The organism is Phaeodactylibacter xiamenensis (assembly GCF_000759025.1).
GTDB lineage: Bacteria > Bacteroidota > Bacteroidia > Chitinophagales > Saprospiraceae > Phaeodactylibacter > Phaeodactylibacter xiamenensis.
Window position 1 is genome coordinate 372,255 of the sequence record NZ_JPOS01000039.1, and the last position, 22,743, is coordinate 394,997.

At 52.2% G+C, this 22,743-nt stretch carries 13 protein-coding genes; 8 read left to right on the plus strand and 5 right to left on the minus strand.

Going from position 1 to position 22,743, the window contains the following annotated elements; genetic code table 11:
• Positions 1 to 40 precede the first annotated feature (40 nt).
• Positions 41 to 1,810 (minus strand): signal peptide peptidase SppA, encoded by a 1,770-nt coding sequence (gene sppA, locus IX84_RS17950; protein WP_044223750.1) that lies wholly within the window; start codon positions 1,808 to 1,810, stop codon positions 41 to 43.
• Between the two features lie 498 nt (positions 1,811 to 2,308).
• Here sppA and IX84_RS17955 point away from each other — a divergent pair, with 498 nt between their 5' ends.
• Positions 2,309 to 7,768 (plus strand): T9SS C-terminal target domain-containing protein, encoded by a 5,460-nt coding sequence (locus tag IX84_RS17955; protein ID WP_044223752.1) that lies wholly within the window; start codon positions 2,309 to 2,311, stop codon positions 7,766 to 7,768.
• Between the two features lie 11 nt (positions 7,769 to 7,779).
• Positions 7,780 to 8,811 carry an isoaspartyl peptidase/L-asparaginase family protein gene (locus IX84_RS17960; RefSeq protein ID WP_044223754.1) on the plus strand — a complete coding sequence of 344 codons (1,032 nt, stop codon included), beginning with the start codon at positions 7,780 to 7,782 and terminating at the stop codon, positions 8,809 to 8,811.
• Between the two features lie 30 nt (positions 8,812 to 8,841).
• Here the strand turns inward: IX84_RS17960 and IX84_RS17965 are convergent, their stop codons facing one another.
• Together IX84_RS17965 and IX84_RS17970 are read right to left on the minus strand one after the other, a co-directional pair.
• Positions 8,842 to 10,590, minus strand: a complete 1,749-nt coding sequence (locus IX84_RS17965) for a hypothetical protein (protein ID WP_044223757.1) — start codon at positions 10,588 to 10,590, stop codon at positions 8,842 to 8,844.
• Positions 10,591 to 10,681: 91 nt separating this feature from the next.
• Complete coding sequence (locus IX84_RS17970) at positions 10,682 to 11,245, minus strand: RNA polymerase sigma factor (RefSeq protein WP_044223759.1); 564 nt, start codon at positions 11,243 to 11,245, stop codon at positions 10,682 to 10,684.
• 301 nt (positions 11,246 to 11,546) lie between these two features.
• On the opposite strand from IX84_RS17970, the gene IX84_RS17975 reads away from it, so the two are divergent.
• The 4 genes from IX84_RS17975 (at position 11,547) to IX84_RS17990 (ending at position 16,220) form a co-directional block, all read left to right on the plus strand.
• Positions 11,547 to 12,674, plus strand: a complete 1,128-nt coding sequence (locus IX84_RS17975) for a serine hydrolase domain-containing protein (RefSeq protein WP_044223762.1) — start codon at positions 11,547 to 11,549, stop codon at positions 12,672 to 12,674.
• Between the two features lie 430 nt (positions 12,675 to 13,104).
• A complete protein-coding gene (locus tag IX84_RS17980) occupies positions 13,105 to 14,049 on the plus strand; it encodes a BamA/TamA family outer membrane protein (protein WP_052516163.1) in 945 nt (314 codons plus the stop codon).
• 147 nt (positions 14,050 to 14,196) lie between these two features.
• Positions 14,197 to 14,889, plus strand: coding sequence for a TIGR04283 family arsenosugar biosynthesis glycosyltransferase (locus IX84_RS17985; protein ID WP_044223764.1), 693 nt, complete (start codon positions 14,197 to 14,199; stop codon positions 14,887 to 14,889).
• A gap of 32 nt (positions 14,890 to 14,921) precedes the next feature.
• Positions 14,922 to 16,220 carry a 1-acyl-sn-glycerol-3-phosphate acyltransferase gene (locus tag IX84_RS17990; RefSeq protein WP_081968825.1) on the plus strand — a complete coding sequence of 433 codons (1,299 nt, stop codon included), beginning with the start codon at positions 14,922 to 14,924 and terminating at the stop codon, positions 16,218 to 16,220.
• Between the two features lie 96 nt (positions 16,221 to 16,316).
• Here the strand turns inward: IX84_RS17990 and IX84_RS17995 are convergent, their stop codons facing one another.
• Positions 16,317 to 19,193: a TonB-dependent receptor gene (locus IX84_RS17995; RefSeq protein ID WP_044223768.1), complete on the minus strand. Its 2,877-nt coding sequence runs from the start codon at positions 19,191 to 19,193 to the stop codon at positions 16,317 to 16,319.
• Between the two features lie 134 nt (positions 19,194 to 19,327).
• Positions 19,328 to 20,836: an autotransporter outer membrane beta-barrel domain-containing protein gene (locus IX84_RS18000; protein ID WP_044223769.1), complete on the minus strand. Its 1,509-nt coding sequence runs from the start codon at positions 20,834 to 20,836 to the stop codon at positions 19,328 to 19,330.
• Between the two features lie 254 nt (positions 20,837 to 21,090).
• Here IX84_RS18000 and IX84_RS18005 point away from each other — a divergent pair, with 254 nt between their 5' ends.
• Positions 21,091 to 22,044, plus strand: a complete 954-nt coding sequence (locus IX84_RS18005; protein ID WP_044223771.1) for a hypothetical protein — start codon at positions 21,091 to 21,093, stop codon at positions 22,042 to 22,044.
• Positions 22,045 to 22,158: 114 nt separating this feature from the next.
• A complete protein-coding gene (gene pyrR, locus IX84_RS18010; RefSeq protein WP_044223773.1) occupies positions 22,159 to 22,719 on the plus strand; it encodes a bifunctional pyr operon transcriptional regulator/uracil phosphoribosyltransferase PyrR in 561 nt (186 codons plus the stop codon).
• The last annotated feature ends 24 nt before the right edge of the window (positions 22,720 to 22,743 follow it).

Here is a 22,743-nt window from a genome sequence, read left to right on the forward strand (position 1 = left end):
CCTTAGCCTTAACCTTAACCTCGCTCAGCCCCCGCCTCGCTTAATACGACAGCAAATAAGGCATACGGGCCTGCACACCCTTACTTTCCGCCAAGTCTTTCACCAGCCGGTAATGGTTGTATTGGTCACCCAGCTGATACTTCAGCATCGCCTGTGCACGGACGTTTTCTTCGCCCAGCCACTGTTCCATTAGTTGCTGAAAAGGATCCTTGACCTTTGGGTAATCGGTAGTTCGGTATTCATCCAGTTCTGCCAGCGTAGCGGCGGCATCAATGGCGCGGTCCAGCCCGCCGAGGGCGTCCACCAGCCCGATTTTGAGGCCTGCATTACCGGTCCAGACCCGTCCCTGTGCAATCGCGTGGACGGAATCTCTGGGTAGCCCGCGGCCTTCGCTTACCCGCTGCAGGAAAGTCTCATACATACTATCGGTGCGGATTTGCATCAGGCGCGCGCCCTGAGGGGACATCGGGAAGAATGGCGTAATGCCAAGGGAGAAATCGCCGGTCTTCACCGTATCGAAGTGGATGCCCAGCTTCTCGTTCATCAACTCGCTGGCATCCGGGATCAGGGAAAAGACGCCGATGGAGCCGGTCAGGGTATTGGGCTCGGCAAAAATCGAATCGGCGGCTGCGGAGATATAGTAACCTCCGGAAGCTGCGTAGTCGCCCATTGACACGACCACCGGTTTGCCGGCTTCCTGTGTCAGGCGGATTTCCTTCCAGATGTTTTCGGAAGCCATGGCACTGCCGCCCGGTGAGTTGACCCGGAGTACAACGGCTTTGATGCGGTCGCTTTTGCGGGCCTCTTTGATGTATTTTACGTACTGCTCGTCACCTATTGTGCCCGGTGTCCCATTGCCATCCACAATAGCGCCTTCTGCATAAATAATGGCGATCTTGTCTTTGACGGAGTAATCTTTGTCTGCTTTGCTGGCTTTGGCATAGGTGCTCAGTCCCACCCGCTTGATGTCTTCGTCTTCTTCAAGCCCAAGGCGCTCGCGGAGGCGGTCGAGGGCAGCGTCCCGGTGGTCGATTACATCGACAAGGCCGCTGCTCAGCGCGCTGTTGGGGTCAATACCTTCGTAGTCGTTGGCAATCTGCCGGAGCTCCGGTACACTTAGTCCGCGGGCGTCGCTCAGCCCCATCAGAAAGTGGTGGTACACATCATCCAGGTAAGTGCGGATTTGCTGCCGGTTGGCATCGCTCAGTTCATTAAGGCGGTAGGGCTCGGTAGCGCCTTTGAATTTGCCGGCGTAGTATACCTGCATGTTGACGCCAATGCGGTCCAGCATGTCCTTGAAGAACGGGATTTGCGTGGAGAAGCCACGTAAGTCCACGATACCCAGTGGATTGAGTAAGACCTCATCAGCAGTAGCCGCCAGGTAGTAGCCGGCCTGCGTGTAGTAGTCGCCGTAGGCAATGATGAATTTGCCTTTTTTCTTGAAATCCACCAGCGCATCGCGGATCACTCCTGAGGAGGCGAGCCCGATAGCGCTTAGCTGCTCCGGCTCCAGAAATATACCTTTGATGTCGTCGTCCTCAGCTGCCCGGTCAATGGCATCTACGATTGCGGTCAGGCCAAGGGTACTCTCCGTTTCGAAAGCGAAGGGGTCGATTTCCAGGTTGTTGGTTTGCTCCGGGATGGGGCGGTCGAGGGTTAGGTGGAGCACCGAGTTGGCCTCTACATCCTTTACTTTTTCGGATGCGCTGATTGCCTGCCCGATCACAAGGGCACCAATGCCCATGAGCAGGAAGAAACCAATGAACAGTCCAAGGCAGGAGGCTAATAAGAATTTCAGAAATTGTCCCATAGAATGGTATGATTATAATCGTTTGTCGTTGTGGCTTTCCGGTGCGTTTGGCTGAATTATGCGAAGCGATCTGGCATTTTGGTCTTTCCCAAAGCTTGCCAAAAGCCGTTCCGTACTCAACAGAACAGCCCGGTTTTACAGGAGGTATAACAGTCGTTTTACGGGTGAGTGTTCTTAACAACGTCCGAAAATACCTGGCATTTGGAAAGAATGCCGTACTTTTTAGATTAACAGCGTCAAAATATAGAGTAAAATGTCAAATTCAGAACCCTCCGGCGAATTGATGAGGGCGGAACACTTCATTTTGGCGCAAACACCTTATTTTTGAAAAATATTGCCAAAGATCATTGCAGTGCATTTCTGTTTTGATGAGTGGCGGAAAAGGGGAAACTCATTCTTAGGAATGCCCACGCTGCCATTTTTGCTTTATTTTGACTGAGACTACAACTTATGAATCACCCGGCCCGGCAGGCTTTTAAAAGTGTTATACCGCATACTATGAGCACCATTACCAGAAAACTACTGAGCGCATCGGCTTTCCTGATTTTTTGCCTTACCGCTTTTGGACAGGATATGAGCGTCGCTACCGGCGCCCCCTTTACGCCTCAAAATCTCATCTCGAATGTCTTCCTGGGCGAAGGTGTGGAAGTGCTGGATATACAATTCAACGGCAACCCTCAGTCCGTGGGCTTTTTCAATCAGGCACAGGACGAAATCGGTATCGACCGGGGCATCGTTATGTCTACTGGTTTTGCGGCTTCTAATGCAGGGACGGGGGTGGATCAGGTGGGAGATGACTTCTCCAATTCCAATATGGGCACGAATCTTGCGGACCCTGATCTGCTGGCCATCACCGGTGGGGTAGAGGTGAATGACCTGGTGCGCTACATCATCACTTTTATTCCGATATCGGATACGCTGCGCTTCAACTACATCTTTGGCTCCGAGGAATACCCGGAGTATGCCTGCTCTAACTTCAATGATGTCTTCGGGTTTTTCATCAGCGGGCCAGGCATCAACGGCCCTTTTACCAATAATGCAGAAAATATTGCCCTCCTGCCCGGTACTGACCTGCCGGTGACGATTAACAACCTCAATTCCGGTACAGTAGGGTCGAATGGTAGCATTGGCAACTGTACGCCTCCGGAGGGCAGCCTGGACTATTCCGAATTTTACAACGACAACGACAACTCCAATAACCAACCGGTCTTCGATGGTTTCTCCAATGTTTTTACGGCTGAAGCGGTGGTACAGCCATGCAGCACCTATACCATCAAGCTGGTGATTGCGGATGTGAGCGACGGAGCGTTCGACTCTGGCGTTTTCCTTGAGGCCAAGAGCTTCGGTACGGGCTCCCTGAATGTTGAAGCCGCGACCGTTAGCCTGGACGGATCGGTGGCGGAGGGTTGTGCGGAAGGTTTGCTGACCTTTAGCCTCCCTGGCCCGGTGGAATCGGATTATCCGATCGACTACCAGATTCTGGGCACGGCTGAGAATGGCGTGGACTATGCCTTTATCCCTTCCGATCTGTTCATTCCTGCCGGCGACAGTGCTATCAGTATCCCGATTATTGCCTTTGAAGATGGCATCGATGAGGGGGAAGAGACCATCCTGATCGACGTGCAGCGGGACCCCTGCAACCGCGATACCATACCTATTCTCATACGCGAAAACCCGCTGATACCTGCTGATTTAGGCCCGGATGTGCAGTTGTGCCTGGGCGATAGCCTGGAACTGATGGGCGAGCTGCCAGTGCCTTTGCCGCCTCCGCCTTCCTTTACCAGTACCTCCCCCGTTAGTATTCCGGCCAATCCGCCAAATGTGCAGTTGTTCTCTCCGGTGACGGCCATCGGGGTCATCCCGCCCACGCTTGGCCCGGGGGTCATCCAATCGGTTTGTATTGATAGCTTCAACCACCGCTGGATTGATGATATGGACTTTTTCCTTATTGGGCCCAACGATCAGTTTATGGAGCTGGCGACAGATGTGGGCGCAGATGGTGGGAATGCCCTGGGGCAGGACTTTTTCATTGATATGTGCTTTACGCCGGAGGCTACCACCAACATCAATACCCTGCCGGTCAGCGATTTGCCATTCACCGGCAGCTGGGCGCCGGAGGGCGTTTGGTCTGACCTCTACGGGGACGATAAGAATTCCAATGGCACCTGGCAGCTACTGATGATTGACGATACACCAAGTGCGGGTGGTACGCTGCACAGCTGGACCATCACTTTCAATCCGGTCTACGAGATTGCCTACGAATGGCAGCCTGCCGCCGGGCTGAGTTGTGCGGACTGCCCCAATCCGATCGCCACACCGGATACGACCACCACCTACATTCTGAATGCCACCGATTCCTACGGCTGTACCACATCAGATACGATTACGGTTGAAGTTATTGAAGGGCCTGAGGCGCCGGCATTGAACTGTGCGAATGTTACAGGCAGCAGTGTCACAGTAGACTGGGAAGAAGTGGCCGGTGCTACCGGCGGATACGAAGTCAATGTGAATGGCGGGCCCTGGATGCCTTCCAATGGCACTACCGATCATACGGTCAGCAACCTGGGCTTTTTGACCAATGTAACTATTGAGGTGCGCGGAGTGGGCGAATGCCCCGGTTTTTCAAGGACCATCACCTGTCAGACGTTGGATTGTGTGCCTCCAAATGTCACGCTTTTGGATACTACGCCCATCACCTGTAACGGGGGCAGCGACGGAGGCGTTGAAGTGAGCGCTTCCGGCACCGTCGGCCCGTATCAGTTTGCACTGAATGGGGTGGAAAACACGACCGGTATCTTCAATGGCTTAGCTGCCGGGACCTATCAGGTAGCAGTAGTGGATGGCGCTAATTGCGGTACCACTCTAAGTATAACGGTCACCGAACCTGCACCGCTGGAAATCATCGGGCAAATCACGCCGGTTAGCTGCAAAGATGCTGCTGATGGCGCTATTGCACTGGAACTTCCAGCGCCCAATGGCCCCTACAGTTTCGACTGGGAAGGGCTGGGCACGGACTCCCTGCAAACGGGCTTATCTGCCGGCGATTACCCGGTGGCCATTACAGATGTGACGGGTTGTGTGGCTTTGGACACCCTTGCGGTCCCGGAGCCAGACAGCCTTCTGGCCACCGCAATGGTTACAGATATCAGTTGTGCCGGCGATTCCTCGGGTGTGGTCAGCCTTGAGCTTACCGGCGGCACCCTGCCGTATCAAGTTGCCTACGACGGTGGGTTGGTGGCGGTTTCGGATAGCTCAGTGGTGACTGAGATCCCTGCCGGTAGCTATGCTGCGAATATTCAGGATGCCAATGGATGTACGCTTTCGGTACCCTTTGAAATAGAGGAACCCACACCGCTAAACCTGCAATTATCAGGTACAGATGCGTTATGTGCGGACAGCCTCAGCGGGCGTGCTGTTGTAGCTCCCACCGGGGGCACAGCCGGATACAGCTACCTGTGGCGAAACGATGGGGCGCTTATCGGTACGGATTCCATCATCGCAGAGGTGCCGGCCGGCACTTACACCCTGGAGCTAACCGATGCTAACGGCTGCCTTGTTACCGATTCTATAAGTATTGGTGAGCCCGACAGCATTGCTTATGAACTGCTGCCTTTTCCAGCCAGTTGCGCTGGCTTGTCGGACGGCGGCGTGGAGGTAACGGCTTCCGGTGGTACGGGTACGCTGGTATACAACTGGAGTGATATTGGGGCTGGCCCGGAAGACCGCTCTGGCCTGAGCAGCGGTACCTATTTCCTGACTATTAGCGATGACAATAACTGCACGGTAGCGGATAGTATTTCGGTTACCCAGCCTGAAGAATTGCTTAACGTTACGGAGACGACCCCCACGCAGTGCAACGGCGATGCTTCAGGCACGGCAACGGTGACGCCGGCAGGAGGCACCGGGCCCTATACTTACCTTTGGGCAGATGGGCAACAGGATTCCATTGCCACGGGGCTGCTGTCGGGACCCATTGAGGTGACGGTGACAGATGCGAACGGGTGTACGGCATTGGATACAGTCGTTGTTGCCGAAGCCACTGAACTGGCCTTATCCTTTGCGCCCAATGACCCGCTTTGTCAGGGTACGCCTACAGGTAGCATCACTGTAACTCCGGAAGGAGGAGCAGGGGGCTACACCTTTGCCTGGAGCGATCAGCAAAGCACGGCTACGGCTTCAAACTTGTTGGCGGGAACCTACACCCTCACCCTCACGGATGCCAATGGGTGTACCTTAACAGACTCCGTGACTCTGCAAGACCCTGAGGCACTAAGTTCTTCCACCAATTCGACAATGGCTACCTGTTTGCCGGAACCCGATGGTTCTGCCACGGTAGTCGTAGGGGGAGGAACCCCTGGCTATGAGTATGAATGGAGCAATGGTCAGACTGTACCGGTGGCTCAGGGATTGGATGAAGGCATGTACATGGTCACCGTTTCCGATGCCAATGATTGTACGATCGTCGATACGGCTTATGTGGATGGTATTCCAGAGTTGGGCCTGGATTTTACAACGGCTCAGACTTCCTGCAATGGCGCTGCAGATGGTTCGATCACCATTACCCCAAGTGGGGGCGATGGCAACTACACGTACAGCTGGAGCAACGGGCTGCCCGCACAGCCTGACCAAACGGGGCTGGAAAGCGGGGTTTACGGCCTGACGCTTACGGACGGCTTGGGTTGTGAAGTGACGGCTTCTATCACTGTCGCCCAACCTTCGGCGATTGTCATTACTGCTGATGTTGACCGGGTAACCTGCTCAGGTGGCGAAGACGGGCAAATTGCCCTGACCGTTACCGGCGGCACCCCACCTTACACCACTACCTGGAGCAACGGCGCAACGGGCCTGAATATTGACAATCTTGGCTTGGGTACCTACACCGCAACCGTTCGGGATGCCAATAACTGTGTCGCTACTTTAGATGTAGCCGTAGCAGAATCCAGCCCAATCAGCCTGTCTAGCGGGATGACGGAAGTGGAGTGTTTCGGCGAGCGTAGCGGTGGTGCCTCCATTAATGTATCCGGTGGACTACCCCCTTATACCTATCTCTGGTCAAACGGAGGGACGGACTCTCTGATCACCGGTGTGGCTGCGGGTGCATATACGGTATCCATCACAGATGCCGCCAACTGCACCCAAACGGAGACCATAGTCATTGAACAGCCCGATACGGCATTAACCGCCACAGTAGAAGGGCTGGATGTGAGTTGTTTTGGCGACAGGGACGGTCGTATTGAAATTGCGGCCGCTGGTGGAACGCCTACTTACCGCTATTCTATTGATGGCGGTGCCTTTTTCTCCGGGAATTCCACTTTCATTGGGCTGGACCCCGGTACTTATGATGTGCAGGTCACTGATGCTAATGGCTGCCGCTTCTTTGCAGAAGATGCCGTTGTAGGTGAGCCGGATGAAATCATCGTAGACCTTGGAGGTACCCAATCTATCAACTACGGGGATACCGTTCGGATCAATCCGGAGATTACCGGAGGGTTGTCGCCCTTTGGCTTTGAGTGGTTCCCTAAGGATTCCTCTGTACTGAGCTGCTTCCGCTGCAGTGCGCCTCTGGCTACCGTCGAGTTTCAGCGGAGCATACAAGTAATTGTCACCGATATTGCCGGGTGTGCCGGAGAAGATATTATGACGCTATACGCCAAAAAGTTCCGCCCCGTTGAGCTGCCAACCGGCTTTACGCCCAATGGCGATGGCAATAACGACATACTCAGCGTGCTGGCGCGCGAAGATATCGAAGTAGACATTCTGACGTTCCGCATTTTCGACCGCTGGGGCGAGTTGATCTTTGAGCGAAAGGATATACAGCCCAATCAGCCGGCGGAAGGCTGGGATGGCGATTACCGTGGGGCGCTGGCACAGCCGGGCGTCTACCTGTGGGTGGTGGAAGTGGAATATGCAGATGGGCTTACGGAAGTCTTCAAGGGGCATACGACCCTTATTCGTTAAAAAAGTGAGTTATGAACCGCATTCTAATCATCCTAATGGCCCTGAGCGCCGCTTTTTGCTCTAAGAACCCCACATCGGATTCAGAGACGGCCGCTGTTACTGAAAAGCCAGCTTACGCCATCGTCATCCACGGTGGGGCAGGGACAATCCTGCCGGAAAACATCACCGGAGAACAGGAAGCTGCTTACCGGGAAGCCCTGAATACCGCCCTGACGATTGGGGAAGATATCCTCAACGCCGGAGGCAGCAGCCGGGACGCGGTGGAGCAAACCATCATCTATCTGGAAGATTCTCCCCTGTTCAATGCCGGAAAAGGAGCGGTTTTCACCAGCGATGGGCAAAACGAACTTGACGCTTCCATCATGGATGGGGCTACCCGGAACGCAGGTGCCGTGGGTGGATTACACCACGTGCGCAACCCCATCCGGGCAGCGCGCGCGGTACTGGAGCATTCCAGGCACGTACTCCTGACGGGGGCGGGCGCAGAAACCTTTGCCATTGAGCAGGGGCTGGATACGGTCGCTGCGGATTATTTCTATACCGAAAGCCGGTGGGAAGCCCTTGAGCGCGCCCGGGCAAAGGAGGATCAAAAAAGTGGCGCTTTGCTGCATGTGGATTACAAATACGGTACGGTGGGCTGTGTGGCACTGGATAAAGATGGCAACATCACGGCGGGCACCTCCACCGGAGGGATGACCAATAAACGCTACGGCCGTTTCGGGGATGTCCCGGTGATCGGTGCCGGCACTTACGCGGATAATGCAACCTGTGGGGTGTCCTGTACCGGGCACGGAGAGTATTTCATCCGGTACGCCGTTGGGCACGATATGACGGCACTAATGGCCTACAAGGGCATGAGCCTGGAAGCGGCAGGACAGCATATCATCCATGAAAAACTCAAGGAGGCGGGCGGTGCCGGGGGGCTTATTGCCATCGACAAAAACGGCAACATTACGATGCCATTTAACACCCCCGGCATGTATCGTGGGTATGCCCGCCCGGGCGAGCGTGAAGTGGGCTTGTTTGGCGAAATGGCGGAGTAAATGATCTTGGCAAACGCTTTGAAATTTGCACTAAAACTGTAACATCTCCCGTGCTTCGTGTGCATCAGCAGGCTGCCCAAGTACTTCCATCTCAAGGGTTGCAGGCTTTCCTGGCTTCTGATTGATGCGGCGGAGCTGAGCGGACCGGAGTACCGCTATTTCATTATCGGGCGTAACCACCCAAATCAGGTTATCGGCGTTCTGGTTGAGGCCTTCCACCACCTCACTGCCCGAGTAGAACTGGTAAATAGTGTTTTTGCTTTTATCTACCAGGTACATTTTTTCCTTTTGGTAAGTATTGCCGTATTGGTCCTTGTACTTTGCTTTAAGGGGCTGAATGGAGACCGGCACAGGGCGGGCGCAGTTCCAAACGCCTAGCTTGTCTGCCTTGAAACGATTCATCACCTTGCTGCGTACCAAATGTTGCAGGTCCCGGGCACTTTCTTCCCCGGCAATCGTTTCATCATAGCTGGCAATGGCGGCTTGCTTTTCCTGCTCAGCCGTTTCAATGATAGCTTCCCTTTCTTCGCTTAGCCGGGCTTCGCGTTCTGTCATTGTTTTTTGGTAGGTGGTTAGCTCCTGACTGTACCGGTTAAGGGCATTTTGGTAATCCTCACCCATGAGGACCGGGCTGACGATCAGGGTAACCTGGTTTTTCGGATGAATCAGTGTCAGCTCGTAGTCCAGGTTGTTGATGGGGCGAATGCTAACGGACTCCCATTCCACAGCAAAGGCTCTGGAATCATAAGCCGGGCTGTCATCCGAAATTTGCCAGATGACATTTTGATACATTTGTTGTAATTGCGCCAGCTCACTTTGTACCTGTCCGTTCCGGGAATCTTCCACCTGTACGGAGCCATCCAGGAAGTTGAGCTCCAAGGTAGGCCGGTCGCCGCTTGCCTGTACAGGGCGCAGGGGCTTCACCAGAGAGGGAATACTGCCTTCGAGTGCAGACAACCGCTTCTCCTTACGGGCTTCGATGGCCTGTAATTCGCTAAGCAGGGTATTTTTTTCCTTTTGATAAGGATCGTTCGTCATCGTCTGCCCGTTAGCCATTAATTGCAGCTGATTGACATCCTGATAGCGCCATTGATTGATCAGGGTGTCCAGGAAATATACGTTGTAGCGGGGCGGGGCGTTGAGCTGATCTGCCCGGATCAGGATTTCAGAAGCGAGTTCGATATCAATTTTCTTACCTACCGCCAGCTGAACCCGTTGCCCATCCTGCTCGGCGTAAAGTTCAATCATGCCGGAAGATTCCAGCTGATAGGCATTGCCGGCAGAATCGTAGCGCATGGGGATGCCCGAAGTAAAAAAGTCCACATAGTCATGCATCTCGCGGTAGAACACGTCCACCTCTCCCCCAATGAGCTGTCCGTAATCATTAGCGAAGGCTGCGGCCGGGACAACCAATTTTGACCCGCTGGGGTACTCATAAACGCCACCTTTGGCGGTATTCACACGGAAATTGGCGAAAGCCGGTGCGGCAAGAGATTCTATGGGCTGATCGATGAACGGCTGCTCCGCCAGGAAAGCTGTATTGCTTATTGGAGGTGCTGTTTCACCAGAGAAAAAGACTGCCCGGACCCCGATCGCAAGCAAAGCTACAGCGGCAGCGGCACTCAGGCTCCGAATGACAAGCTTTCGGACTTTTGCCGTTCGTTGTGCCCGTTCTGCAGCGTGGTACTGCCCCAACAGCGCATCGAAGTCGCGGTGCTTGTCGATGTCTGATTTGGAAGGCAGATCCGGGTTGAATTTGAAATTGTAATTTTTACTCATAGTTGCTGGTTTTGCAGCCCGGTCAGGGGCGTCCAACAGGCATAATGTCCAGGCACTGCATTTCTGCTCGGTTTTGTAGTCAGGGGATACATCATTCGCCCAGATTTTTCTTTATACGGTTCAGAATCCGGAAAGTCTTCACTTTGGCGTAGTTTTCCGTAATTCCCAATATTTCGCCAACTTCCTTATATGGGCGCTCCTCGAAGAAACGCAATTCAATAATTTGGAGATCCTCTTCCTTCAGCGAGTCCAGTGCCTGAACAAGCAGGGGCGTAAAGTCTTCCGGTATTTCCCTGCCAATTTCTTCGGACAGGTGCGAAAGGGGTGCATCCTCGATAGTGACTACCCTTGTTTTGTTTGCTTTGCGAAAATGCTGGGCGATTTCATTGCTGGCAATCCGGTACAGCCATGCCGAGAAAGGTACACCCTGATATTCGTAGCGGTGGATTTTCTGCATAGCTTTGAGGAACACCTGTGAGCAAAGGTCTGCCGTCAGCATCTCATCCGTAGTCCGGCGAAAAATGTAGATATAGATGGGCTCGTGGTAGCGCTCATAGAGGGGCCTGAACATAGCGGGATCCTTTTGAGCAGCCTGCACTTCAAGCCACTCTTCCTGCATGTCTGCTTCTGAGACCGTCCGCTTGGGCGCACTCATAGGAATGGTTTTTGCAAAAGAACGGCTTAATTGCAAATTCGATAGCATCTATCATACATTTTTTCCGAAAGCCTGGCGCTTACAGTCAGGCTAATGGTCCAATTGGGTTTTAAAGAGCCCCGGGGCATCCAATAAATTAGGAACATCGGAAAAACCTGTCCCTAAATTTTGGTTCGTTGCCTTCATAATGCAGGAGTGGGGATTGGTTACAGGGGGCTGGGAATTTTATGGCTTTGATGGAGCGCAATAGGCACCATAGCTATTATTTTTTTCGTTCTGCTATTCAATCAAACCCTGTTTAATGAAAAAATTAGGCATAATTCCCGCTCTTTTACTCCTGCTTCTCACGGTAGGCTGCCGTGAAGAAGCCATAGAAATCAACAGCATCGAGGATTTCGAAGCCTTCCTGGAAGCGGAAATGGACGAGCAGAACATCCCGGCAGCTGCGGTGCTGATTTTCAGGGGAGAAGAGGTTCTATATGAGAAGTATGCTGGTTTTTCGAACCTCGAACAAGAGGTTGCTTTACAACCGGACCATCTGTTCCTGACGGCTTCCATTTCCAAGGTCGTTACAGCAACCGCCCTCCTGCAGCTGTATGATGAAGACGCTTTTGAACTCGACGACCCGGTCAACGACTACCTCCCTTTCGAAGTCAATGTGCCGGGTTATACTCAATCCATCACATTCCGGATGCTGCTTACGCATACCTCCGGCATAGCCGATAACGACTCTGTTATGGACGAGCAGTATTATTATGGTGAGGACCCGCCAGTATCTTTGTCTTTCTTTATCGAAAATTACCTGTCGCAGGGTGGGCAGTTTTACGATGCCGATGAAAACTTTTATGACTTCGAACCGGGCACCGATTATGAATACAGCAATATTGGTAGCGCCCTGATCGGTGTATTGGTGGAAGAAATTTCGGGGCTCGATTTCAACGACTATTGCAAGGCAGCAATTTTCAGCCCTTTGCAGCTGTCGCACACTTCCTGGCGGCTGGACGAAATCTTAGGGCGGATTGTCACTCCCTACGATGATATCGGTGGGCAGAACGAACCTATCGCTCATTACACCAATGCCGATTACCCCAACGGCGGGCTCCGGACTACCGCAAGAGATCTTCACAAGATCGCCGCTGCGATTGCCAGCGATGGGCAGCTCGCGGGCGTCAGCCTGCTGAAGCCCGCCACTGCACAAGCTATGATGACCCCTCAGATCGCCGAGATAGACGATGAGGTCGGGCTGCACCTCTTTGAATTGTACAAACCTGATGCCCTTTGGGGGCACGACGGAGGCGAACAGGGTGTGGCCACCATCATGGGCTTTAACCGTTCTGCAAAAACCGGCGTCATTATTCTGACCAATCAGGGCGAAGCATACCTGGAGGATTTGTTTGTTGGGGCTTATCAGTTGGGGGTGAAGCTTTGAGTTTTATTTTATAGACCACGGTATAACCTGCCTTTCCAACCATGGCACCACGGAATACCCGCCCGTATGGGCACGGAAGACACGGAAGGCGGCATTATTGTGGCGCATTGGGGGGCAGGAAACATCGTCCGTGTATTCTGTGTGTTCAGTGGTCCTCTATCCGCAACACACTCAGGCTGGGGTGGGCACCACGGAATAACCTGCCCGTATGGGCACGGAGCATATGGAATAATACGCTTGTGTACGGGCACGGGACAGCCCGGAAAGTTGTTGTGGTTGGCTTAACGTAAATTTCACAGGGTCAGACGCTGCCTGTTCAGGCTGTTGTTGGGGGATGAAGCGCTGATTTTGATGAAGTAACAAATACATTCTGACAAGGTCTCTTAGCCAGGCACATCCACACCCCTACCAAACTTCGTATCTTGTCCGTATGAAGACAGCCGTATTCACAATGCTTTGCCTGGGGGCATACCTGCTGCCTGCGCAAGCTCAGGAGGACACTACGCAGCAATCCGATTCCCGTTTGGTGGCCCTGCCCATTGTCTTCCTCACCCCGGAAACGAGCTGGGGCTTTGGGGCAGCCGGGATTTATACCTTTAGGCTACCGGGAGAGGCGCCGGACAGCCGGCCTTCGCAACTGCAACTGGGCGGAGCGTATACGCTGGAAAATCAGATCTTATCGTACCTGCCGTTTCAAATCTTCGCCAAAGACGAGACCTATAATATCTATGGGGAACTGGGCTATTACCGGTACACCTATTTCTATTATGGTATTGGCAACGGGTTTGAAGATTACGAGGGCGAGCTATTTGACCTGAGTTTCCCAAGAGTACGCCTCAATGCGGCGCGTAAATTTTGGGGCGACTGGTACGCTGGCTTTCGCTACTGGCTGGATGATATGCAGGTAGGCGGGCTGGAGCCGGGAGGCTTGCTGGCCGGAGCGTCAACCGTAGGCCAATCGGGCGGATTGCTTTCCGCTGCGGGTGGTTTTGTGCTGCTGGACCAGCGGAATAACGTTTTTTACCCCACAGCCGGGCATTATTTTGAACTTGGTGCCATCAACAGCGGTTCCCGCACCGGGAGCCGGTTTGATTTTACCAAATTTGCTTTGGATGCCCGAAAGTACTGGGCTACAGGTGAGGATGCCGTCTTTGCGCTTAATGCCTATCTGGAGTTCAATACCGGAGCGCCTCCCTTTACCCATTTAGCCCTCATGGGCGGCACCCGGCGTATGAGGGGCTACTACGAAGGGCGTTACCGCGACCGGCAAATGGCAATATTGCAGGGCGGTTACCGCTTTCCGCTATTCTGGCGGCTTAAGGGTGCCGTTTTTGGAGGACTGGGTAACGTGGCTGGTGAAGTGTCTGGTTTTTAGCTGCAAAATACCCGATGGACAGCCGGGCTGGGGCTGCGGTTTTTGCTGCTGGAAGCGGAGCAGGTACACGTGCGCCTCGACTATGGTTTTGCAGCAGGCAGCAGTGGCTTTTACCTCACGGTGGGGGAAGCCTTTTAAAAAGAGACTATGACGGTAAGCATCATTATTCCCGTACTGAATGAAGCGGAGGAAATCGTAAAGGTAGTCACTCATCTGTGTGAAAATGCCGACCAACGCCTGGCAGACTTGCTGGTCGTTGATGCCGGCAGCACAGACGGTACCGCAGCTATTGCCGCTGCAGCCGGTGCAACTGTACTAGCCGCTCCTGAGAAAGGGCGGTCCCGGCAAATGAACTACGGGGCGGGGCAGAGTAGGGGAGAGGTCCTCTATTTTGTACATGCGGACACCCTGCCCCCGGCTACTTACCTGGATGATATTGCGGCGGCCAGATCAGAAGGCTACCCTATTGGGTCTTACCAATCGGTTTACGATACGGATCACCGGCTTTTAAAAATCAATGCCTACTTCACGCGCTTTGATTTTATGTGGTGCCGGGGCGGCGATCAGTCGATCTATGTGGACCGCTCTGTCTTTGAAGCCTTTGGCGGTTACCGGGAGGATTATCAAATCATGGAGGAGTACGATTTCATGCAACGGGTACGCGAAAAGCATCCGTTCAAAATTATGCCCAAGGCTACGCTGATCTCTGCGCGCAAGTACGAAGAAAACAACTACATGCGGGTGCAGCTCGCCAATTTAATCGTATTCAATATGTACCGGATGGGCTTTTCTCAGGAGCGGTTGGCCAATACCTACTGCAGGCTTTTGAAATATCGTTAACTTTACCCCTCATTCACCAATGGAGAGCTTACATGTTGTACTCGTTCGTGCGGCCGATTGCCCGTTTGGGGCTAAAAGCCTTTTATCGAAAAATTTATGTCTCCAACGCGGAGCGTATGCCCCGGGATAAGCCGGTTTTCCTGGCTTCCAATCATCCTACTGCTTTTATTGAGCCCTGTCTGATGGCTTGTTTTCTGGACCGCCCGCTCTTTTTTCTGGTACGCGGCAACCTGTTTCAGAAAAAGATTTTCGACACCCTGCTGCGCAGCCTCAATATGCTGCCTATTTACCGCCGTAAGGACGGAGGTTACAGCAAATTGAAGAACAACTATGAGACGTTCCAGTCCGTTTTCGGCGCCCTGCACGATAACCGTACTGTCATGATCCTCATCGAAGGGAGCACCATTCAGGTCAAGCGGCTGCGACCGCTCAAGAAAGGGACTGCCCGCATGGCTTTCGGGGCGATTGAGGCTTATGATCTGGAGGAGGTGTACATCGTGCCGGGTGGCGTGAACTTTACCTATGCAGAGCGGCCGCGGTCGGAGGTAATGATTGAAATCGGCGAGCCTGTAAAGGCTAAGGACTACCTGGAGGATTACGTACATAATGCCAATAAAGCCATCATGGACCTCACCAATGCCGTCCGCCCTGCCCTGGAGGACTGCCTGGTTCATGTGGAAAACCCTGAGCATGATGAGCTGGTGGAAGGCCTGCTGCAAATGCACCGGAGTACTTTTGTGGAACCCCGCTTTCCCATTTTTTCTATAGATCCTGCCCGTTTTGAGATGGAAAAGGGTGTCGCTGAAAAAGTCAATGCATCAGACCCGGCTGCCCTGCCTGAATTGCGGGAAGCAGTAGCGGACTATATGGAACACCTGGGGCAATTTGGTTTGGAAGACCGTACACTAATGCAGCGCAAGCAACCTCCCTCCGCCTGGCCGCTGTGGCTGGGCTTCCCCATTTTCTTACTGGGTTATGCTTTCAACAAGCCCCTGACCCTGCCGGGCAAACACATTTCGGAGACACGGGTGAAAACCCATGAATTTATCATGCCGGTACGCTGGGCTGTGAGCCTTGGGGTATACCTGGTTACGACGATAGCCGTGGTGGTAGCAACTCTGGCCACGCAGTGGCAATGGCTGCCCCTCGTGTATGCAGGGCTTCTGTTGTCCGGCCATTTCGCATTATACTATCTCGAATACCGGGACGAGTACCGGCAGCACCAACGCCTGAAAATCGTTCCGGAAAAACAACTGGAAGCTCTGCTGCAACGGCGGGCACAGGTGATGGAACTGTACAACAACCTCAGGCCCAAATACGAAAACGCCTGACACCAAGAAAGAGAAGCGGCATGCTCCCGGTGTGGGAACATGCCGCTCGGCATTTAACTAAAAAAGTATGGGAGACTGTTAGGTAAATAGTTACAATTAGAAGTTGTGGCTGATACCTACGCTTACGGAAACGCCCGGATTCACCCGGTTGAACACCTGCGGTGTCGCCTCGAAGGACTGATAGAAGCTCTCCACCTTGTCATTCAGAATATTGTTGATGCCAAAGTCGAGGGTCGTATTCTGCTCTGCGCCCAGCTTTTTGTTAAAGCTGAAGTTCAGGCTGTGGAAAGGCTGGAAGAAAACATCCGGATAAAGACCAGTTCCTACAATTTCGAGGGTCTCGCCTTTTACATTGTAAAACAGGCCTGCATCGATTCCTTTCTCAAGGTTGCCATAAGTGATTCCAGCGTTAATTACATAAGGAGCCTGCCCGGCCATTTGACGGGTGTTCTCGATGGTTTGCCCTTCGCGCTCAAACAACTGACGGTTGTTAAACTCTGCATTGGTCATGTCAATCTGAGATTCCACCACGGTGACATTACCGCTGAATGAGAAGTTCTCCAGCGCAGGAGAGATGAAGTTCAGCTTTTTGCGCACTTCAAATTCCAATCCGAAGAGCTGCCCGTTACCCACGTTACGGGGCTGAAATTCTGCACTGGTAGCGGCTTGAGGCAGCCGCACCAGTTCGATGGGCTGATCGAATCGCTTGTAGAAACCACTGATGGAGAAGATTTGTCCACCCTCCATAAACAGCTCCCAGCGCAGGTCGATGTTATCAATGCGGGTCGCTACCAGATTGCCATCCCAGTCCTGGATGCTAAATAAACTTCCGTTAAAGATACGGTTAGTTACCGGGTCAATGATTTGCGCAAAAGATAGCTCCTTAAATGAAGGACGGGCAATGGTACGGGAGTAAGCGGCACGCAGGTTTTGTTCCTTCTGCAAACTGTAGATCAGATTGACAGAGGGGAAAAAGTCTAAGTCGTCCAGTACGGCCTCATTCTCAAGGTTGTTTCCTCCGGGGTCTCCACTTGCGAAACGCTGGTCGCGGCCAGTATGGCGCTGTACGAAGTTCTCTGCCCGAACTCCAAATATAGTTTTGAGGTTAGGGAGCAGATCGGCTTCGTTGGAGACGTAAAATGCAGTATTGTTAACGGTCGAGTTGTACTCGTTGGGGTTGGGGGTATTATTACCCGACTGATAGTAGATATTACCAGTAGGGAATATGTTCTCGTCAACAAGCACGTCATTGGGGATTGGATCAAAAGAGGTGCTGCCGCCAAAGAACTGAATATCGTAGAAGAGGATTTCGTAGTCCCGCTCTTTGAAGGTATGACTACCACCGAACTTTAGCTTTGCATTTTCGCCTCGGAAGGTGTAATTCTTTGTAATGTCCAGCCTCCCAACGGTATTAGTTTCATCAAGATAACGCCAGATTCGGGATGGGTTTCCACCGGCACCTGCTACAAAGTTAGTATCTACAGGAGAAACGGTAAATGCTGTTTTGCGGATATCGGGGTCATCTGAAGAGGAAATGGTCATAGAGCCCCGCCAGTCAATTTCCCAGCCACTCTCGCCAAGGACGTGTGTTCCATTGAGCAAGAAGTTGCTCAGGGAGCGCTGATTATATTCCAGGTTGTCTGACAGGGCAATATAACCAGACTGGCCTACAGCATCACCATTGTTGTCAATTGTGAACTTACCGGCGCGATTTTCACCGTTTTGAAGGCGCATAGCTGTAAATCGGTATTTCGATAACTTTGTTTTGTAAGCTAAACCAGCAAGCCCCCCGATAAGAATGTTCTGTTCTCCAAGCTGTCCGAACTGATCATTGGCGTATATCAACTCATAATCTGCCGGGTCTGCCACCCGCTGATATTCTCCGTAGAATACATCATCGTAATAGGTATAGTCGTTGCGATAGGAGAGTGAAAAGATATAGCCCAGCTTACCCTCTCGTTGGTTGTTTAAATCAAATTGATTGCCAATTGAAAAGCTTGCACTATAGTCAAGTAAGCTGGTTTCGCGATTGGCGCCCAACTCCGGGTTAAAACTGCGAATAAAATCCCCTACTTCTCTATCGGTATTTCCACTAATTGGGGTTGGGATCCGTTCCGCATCTGCACCGACAGGCAACGCCCGGGCTCCATCGTCGAAACCAAGGAAATCAGTATCTCCACCATCGTAGGTCAGAAAATCGTTAGTGAGGTTCATCTGTGGATTATACCCGAGGCTTACAGAGGCAGAGAGAATCCGCTCTTCCGGGAAGTCTTTGGTTTCGATGTTGAGCAAACCTCCCGTAAAGTCGGCCGGCATATCAGCCGTGAAGTTTTTGCTGACAACCAGGTTGTCAATCAGGTTGGTGGGGAAGATATCCATTTGAATGGTATTCCGGTCGGGGTCCAGTCCCGGGATGTCCACACCGTTGAGTGTTGTCTTGGAATAGCGGTCACCCAGGCCACGGACGTAAACGTACTTGCCACCTTCAATGGAAACTCCGGTCACGCGCTTGGCTGCTTCTACTGCTGTCGCATCGCCCGTTAGCTGCATGCGTGCCGAGGAGATACCGTCCAGCATGGCAGGGGCTTTCTTTTTGATGGTCATCAGAGCCGCCTCCGTTGTTCGGATGGCTTTGCCAGTGACGACGACCTCCTGTAGTTGTTGGGTGTCATCGCCCAGGCGGATCTCACCCAGGGCGTTAACCTCACCAGCCACTACTTCGACGTCAGCAATTGTCAGGGTCTGAAAACCGATGTAGGAAATCTGCACGGAATAAGTGCCAGGTGCAATTGAGATGGAAAACTCACCGTCCAGATCGGTAACGGTACCCCGGTCAGTATCTTTAACCAATACGTTTGCTCCGATCACGGTGAAGCCGCTCTCATCTTCAATTACGGTGCCGCGAATGGTGCCTGTTTGGGCGGTCACAAGATAAACAGTCAGTACGAATAGGATAGTTAAAATCTGCCTCATGTGCTTATTATTATTTAGGGCATTGTAAAGTGAAAAGATTCACAGCCGGGGAGGCCATGAATCTTTTCAGGTATCACTTATCAAAAATGATGGAGATCAATTAAGTCAATACAATGTGGTTTGTCAACTGTGGTTTAGAGACCGTCCAGTCCACCCACTTGTGCTGCCCAAGTCCAACCCAGGTTAGATTTGTCAGCAACCGGAGAACCACCTGCGGAGATACCTGCAGGTACCATACCTGCTTCCATCAGGTCTACCAGATTAGCAGGGTCAACATCGAATGTGATGTTGTTGAAAGTAGTGTTATCCAACTCATCGTCAGTTACGTCCTGTCCATCAACGAATGGGCCTACAAAGTGGACGTTTGACATGTCAAGTGGTGTGTTGGTGTCCGTGTCGATCAGTAGGCCAGTCGCTCCGGCTACCAGCTCGAGTTCACCGTCATCGTTAGTCTCGAAGAGGCCTGGTACAATAGTACCATTCTGAATAGTCTGACGAGCTACGTAAGAACCTTCAGGACCATCCAACTCGAAGCAGCTACCAACAGGAGTTACAACGAAGAAGTTGTCAAGTGTACCACCCCAGGACTGATCTGTATCGATGGCATCGTCACCGGCGTTCCAAACAACTACATCATCAACGCTAACGGTACCACCGAACCACTCGATGCCATCGTCCTGATTAGCTACTACCTCAACGTTGTTGATTATGGTGCTTGAACCAACACCGCCTAGGGTCAGACCATTAATTTCGTTACCTGCACCGATGTTTGAACCACCGTGGCGGATAGAGATGTGAGAAATAACGCCGGAATTGTCGCTGTCGTCAGTACCGCCGTACAGACCGTTAGTGTCCGTTGCAGGAATACCCTCGATCTGTACTTCGCTTACATCGTCGTCATTATCATTCGAAGCAGAGATAGTAGCGTTACCCAGTACGATAACACCACCCCACAGACCATTGATATCAGGATCGAGGTTAGGGCTGGTAAAGTCGCCTGAAGCTACTCTTTCCGGAGTAATCTCGTCAGCTACAGAAGTGAAGATAATTGGAGCGTTAGCAGTACCTTCAGCTAACAGGGTTGCATTACGAGCAATCAGGAGTGCAGTTGCGTTAGCACCAGTACCCGCTTCACCCTTAATGACAGTACCAGGCTGAATCGTCAGTGTGGCACCAGCCTCAACTGTAATACGGCCGCCAAGAACCCAGGTCTTGTCAGAAGTCCAGGTTGCGTCTTCGGTGATGTTTTCACGAAGGATAATGGTGTTTGGATCCTCAGCGATGTTAATAACCGCTGTAGCCTCGTCAGAGTCTCCTTCAGAGTCTGTAACCGTTACAGTAATTGAAGCAGCACCACCAGTGGTACCCGCGTCGTAGTTGATGGTTATTGAGGAACCAGTTACATCACCGTTTGGGTTTGTAACAGTAACACCAGAACCAACAGCTTCGTAGCTTGCAGTAAGCTCAGAATCGAAAGAGACATCAAAAGTCATAGAAAGACCAGTCTCGCCGTTGTTCACAGCCTGAACGCCAGAAGGCGCAGTTACGTTTACAGAAGAAAACATGGAGTCGCCATCATCGTCGCAGGCAGTGAAAACCAGCGCGGACACAGCGAAAAGCATGGCTAACAGTCGAAAGTTCATAAACAAAAGTTTTTTTGTGTAAGTGTAATCTGCCGCAAATGTCGGGGCCAGTTGATAACCGAAGATTAAAAGGGTGTTAATTAATGATTAACTTGTTTTTGGGTGCGTAGCCAGCAGGATAGGCTGTTTTTAGTCAGGACATTTCAGCAATGCCTAATAAGGGGCGGATAAAATTTAAACTTAACCTTAGCTTAACACTGCCCGCAGGTGTAGTCGCTAATTTTGTCGCTCACTATATTATAAGCAAACAACACATGGATCCATCCCTGATTTTTATGTGGGCGGGTTTTATCCTCGCTGGTTATTCTGTGGTAGGCAACGACAGTATTCAAACGCTCGGTACCTTCCTTTCTTCCAATGAGGAGCGCTCCTGGTTCGTCCTCTGGCTTTTTGCCGGGAGCATTCTGTCCGCCACCTTGATATACGGCTGGATGAATTATGGTGGCGACGTTTCCTACGGCCGACTGGAAAAGTACCCTTTGCCGCAACCTTTTGCCTGGTACTACCTGCTGCCGCCTTTGGTGCTGATGTCGCTAACCCGAACGGGTATTCCGGTGAGTACCTCTTTCCTTATCCTCACTTTCTTCAATGAGAAGAACCTGGTGGATATGACGGTGAAGTCGCTACTGGGTTATGTTGTTGCCTTCACGGTAGCCATTATCATCTACCTGCTGATTACCAAAACGATAGAGCGCCGCTTTATCGAAACCCGGCCCACAGATGCCGACCGCCGCATCTGGGTGCCCCTGCAATGGCTTTCGACCGGCTTTCTCTGGTCGCAGTGGCTGATTCAGGATTTTGCCAATATATATGTATACCTGCCCCGGTCTACGAGCGCTACGACGCTGGCGATTTCCTTAACCATACTGCTGGTGCTGCTGGCCTACATTTTTTACAGTAAAGGCGGTGCCATCCAGAAAATCGTAAAAGCCAAGACCAATACCGTAGACATCCGTTCGGCCACCATCATTGATGCGACTTACGGCGTGGTATTGTATTTCTTCAAGGAGCTGAGCAACATCCCCATGAGTACGACCTGGGTGTTTATCGGTTTGCTGGCCGGCCGGGAAATCGCCATCCGCTATCAGTTGGACAAGAAGTTCTCCCGGGAGGTCTTTAGGATGATTCTTTCTGACCTTGGCAAAGTCTTCTTTGGTCTTGTGGTCAGCATTTTATTGGTGTTCCTCATTAAATTCCTGGCTGCATAAGGGCTTCTTGGAAAATGAAATACACAACCTTTAAAAAGGTTTTGCCCCACTGCTAAGGTATTCCGTAAATGAGATTGTTGCAATCCGGCCGGGAACCGCTATATTTGCTTTTGCATGGAAAAAGGACGCGTCATAGCAGGTCAAAAGCGCTTTGCGCTGACCATTGAGCGGCTCTGTCAGCAACTGATTGAGCAGCATGGTGCCTTTGAGGATACCTGCCTCATTGGGATTCAGCCCCGTGGCGTATTTCTGGGGGACCGCTTGCACCAAAGGCTGGAAGATCTGCTCGGTGGACCTGCAGTGGAGTATGGCAAGCTGGATATCACGTTCTACCGGGATGATTTCCGTACCCGGGCTAAGCCGCTTTCTGCCAGCCCCACTGAGCTGGATTTCCTCGTGGAAGGCAAAAAAGTTATTTTGGTGGATGATGTGCTCTATACCGGGCGGACCGTACAGGCCGCACTGACGGCGCTCAACCACTACGGCCGGCCAAAGAAGGTGGAATTGCTGGCTCTCGTCGACCGCCGCTTCAACCGGCATTTGCCTATTCAGGGAGACTATATTGGCATGACGGTAGATGCTGTGGACAAGGCGTTCGTCCGTGTGGAATGGAAAGAGCAGAGCAACGAAGATCGCGTTTTGATTTTTGCTGATAAGAGCGAGGCAGAAGAATAGGTCAACAGACAAATTGCCAAACGG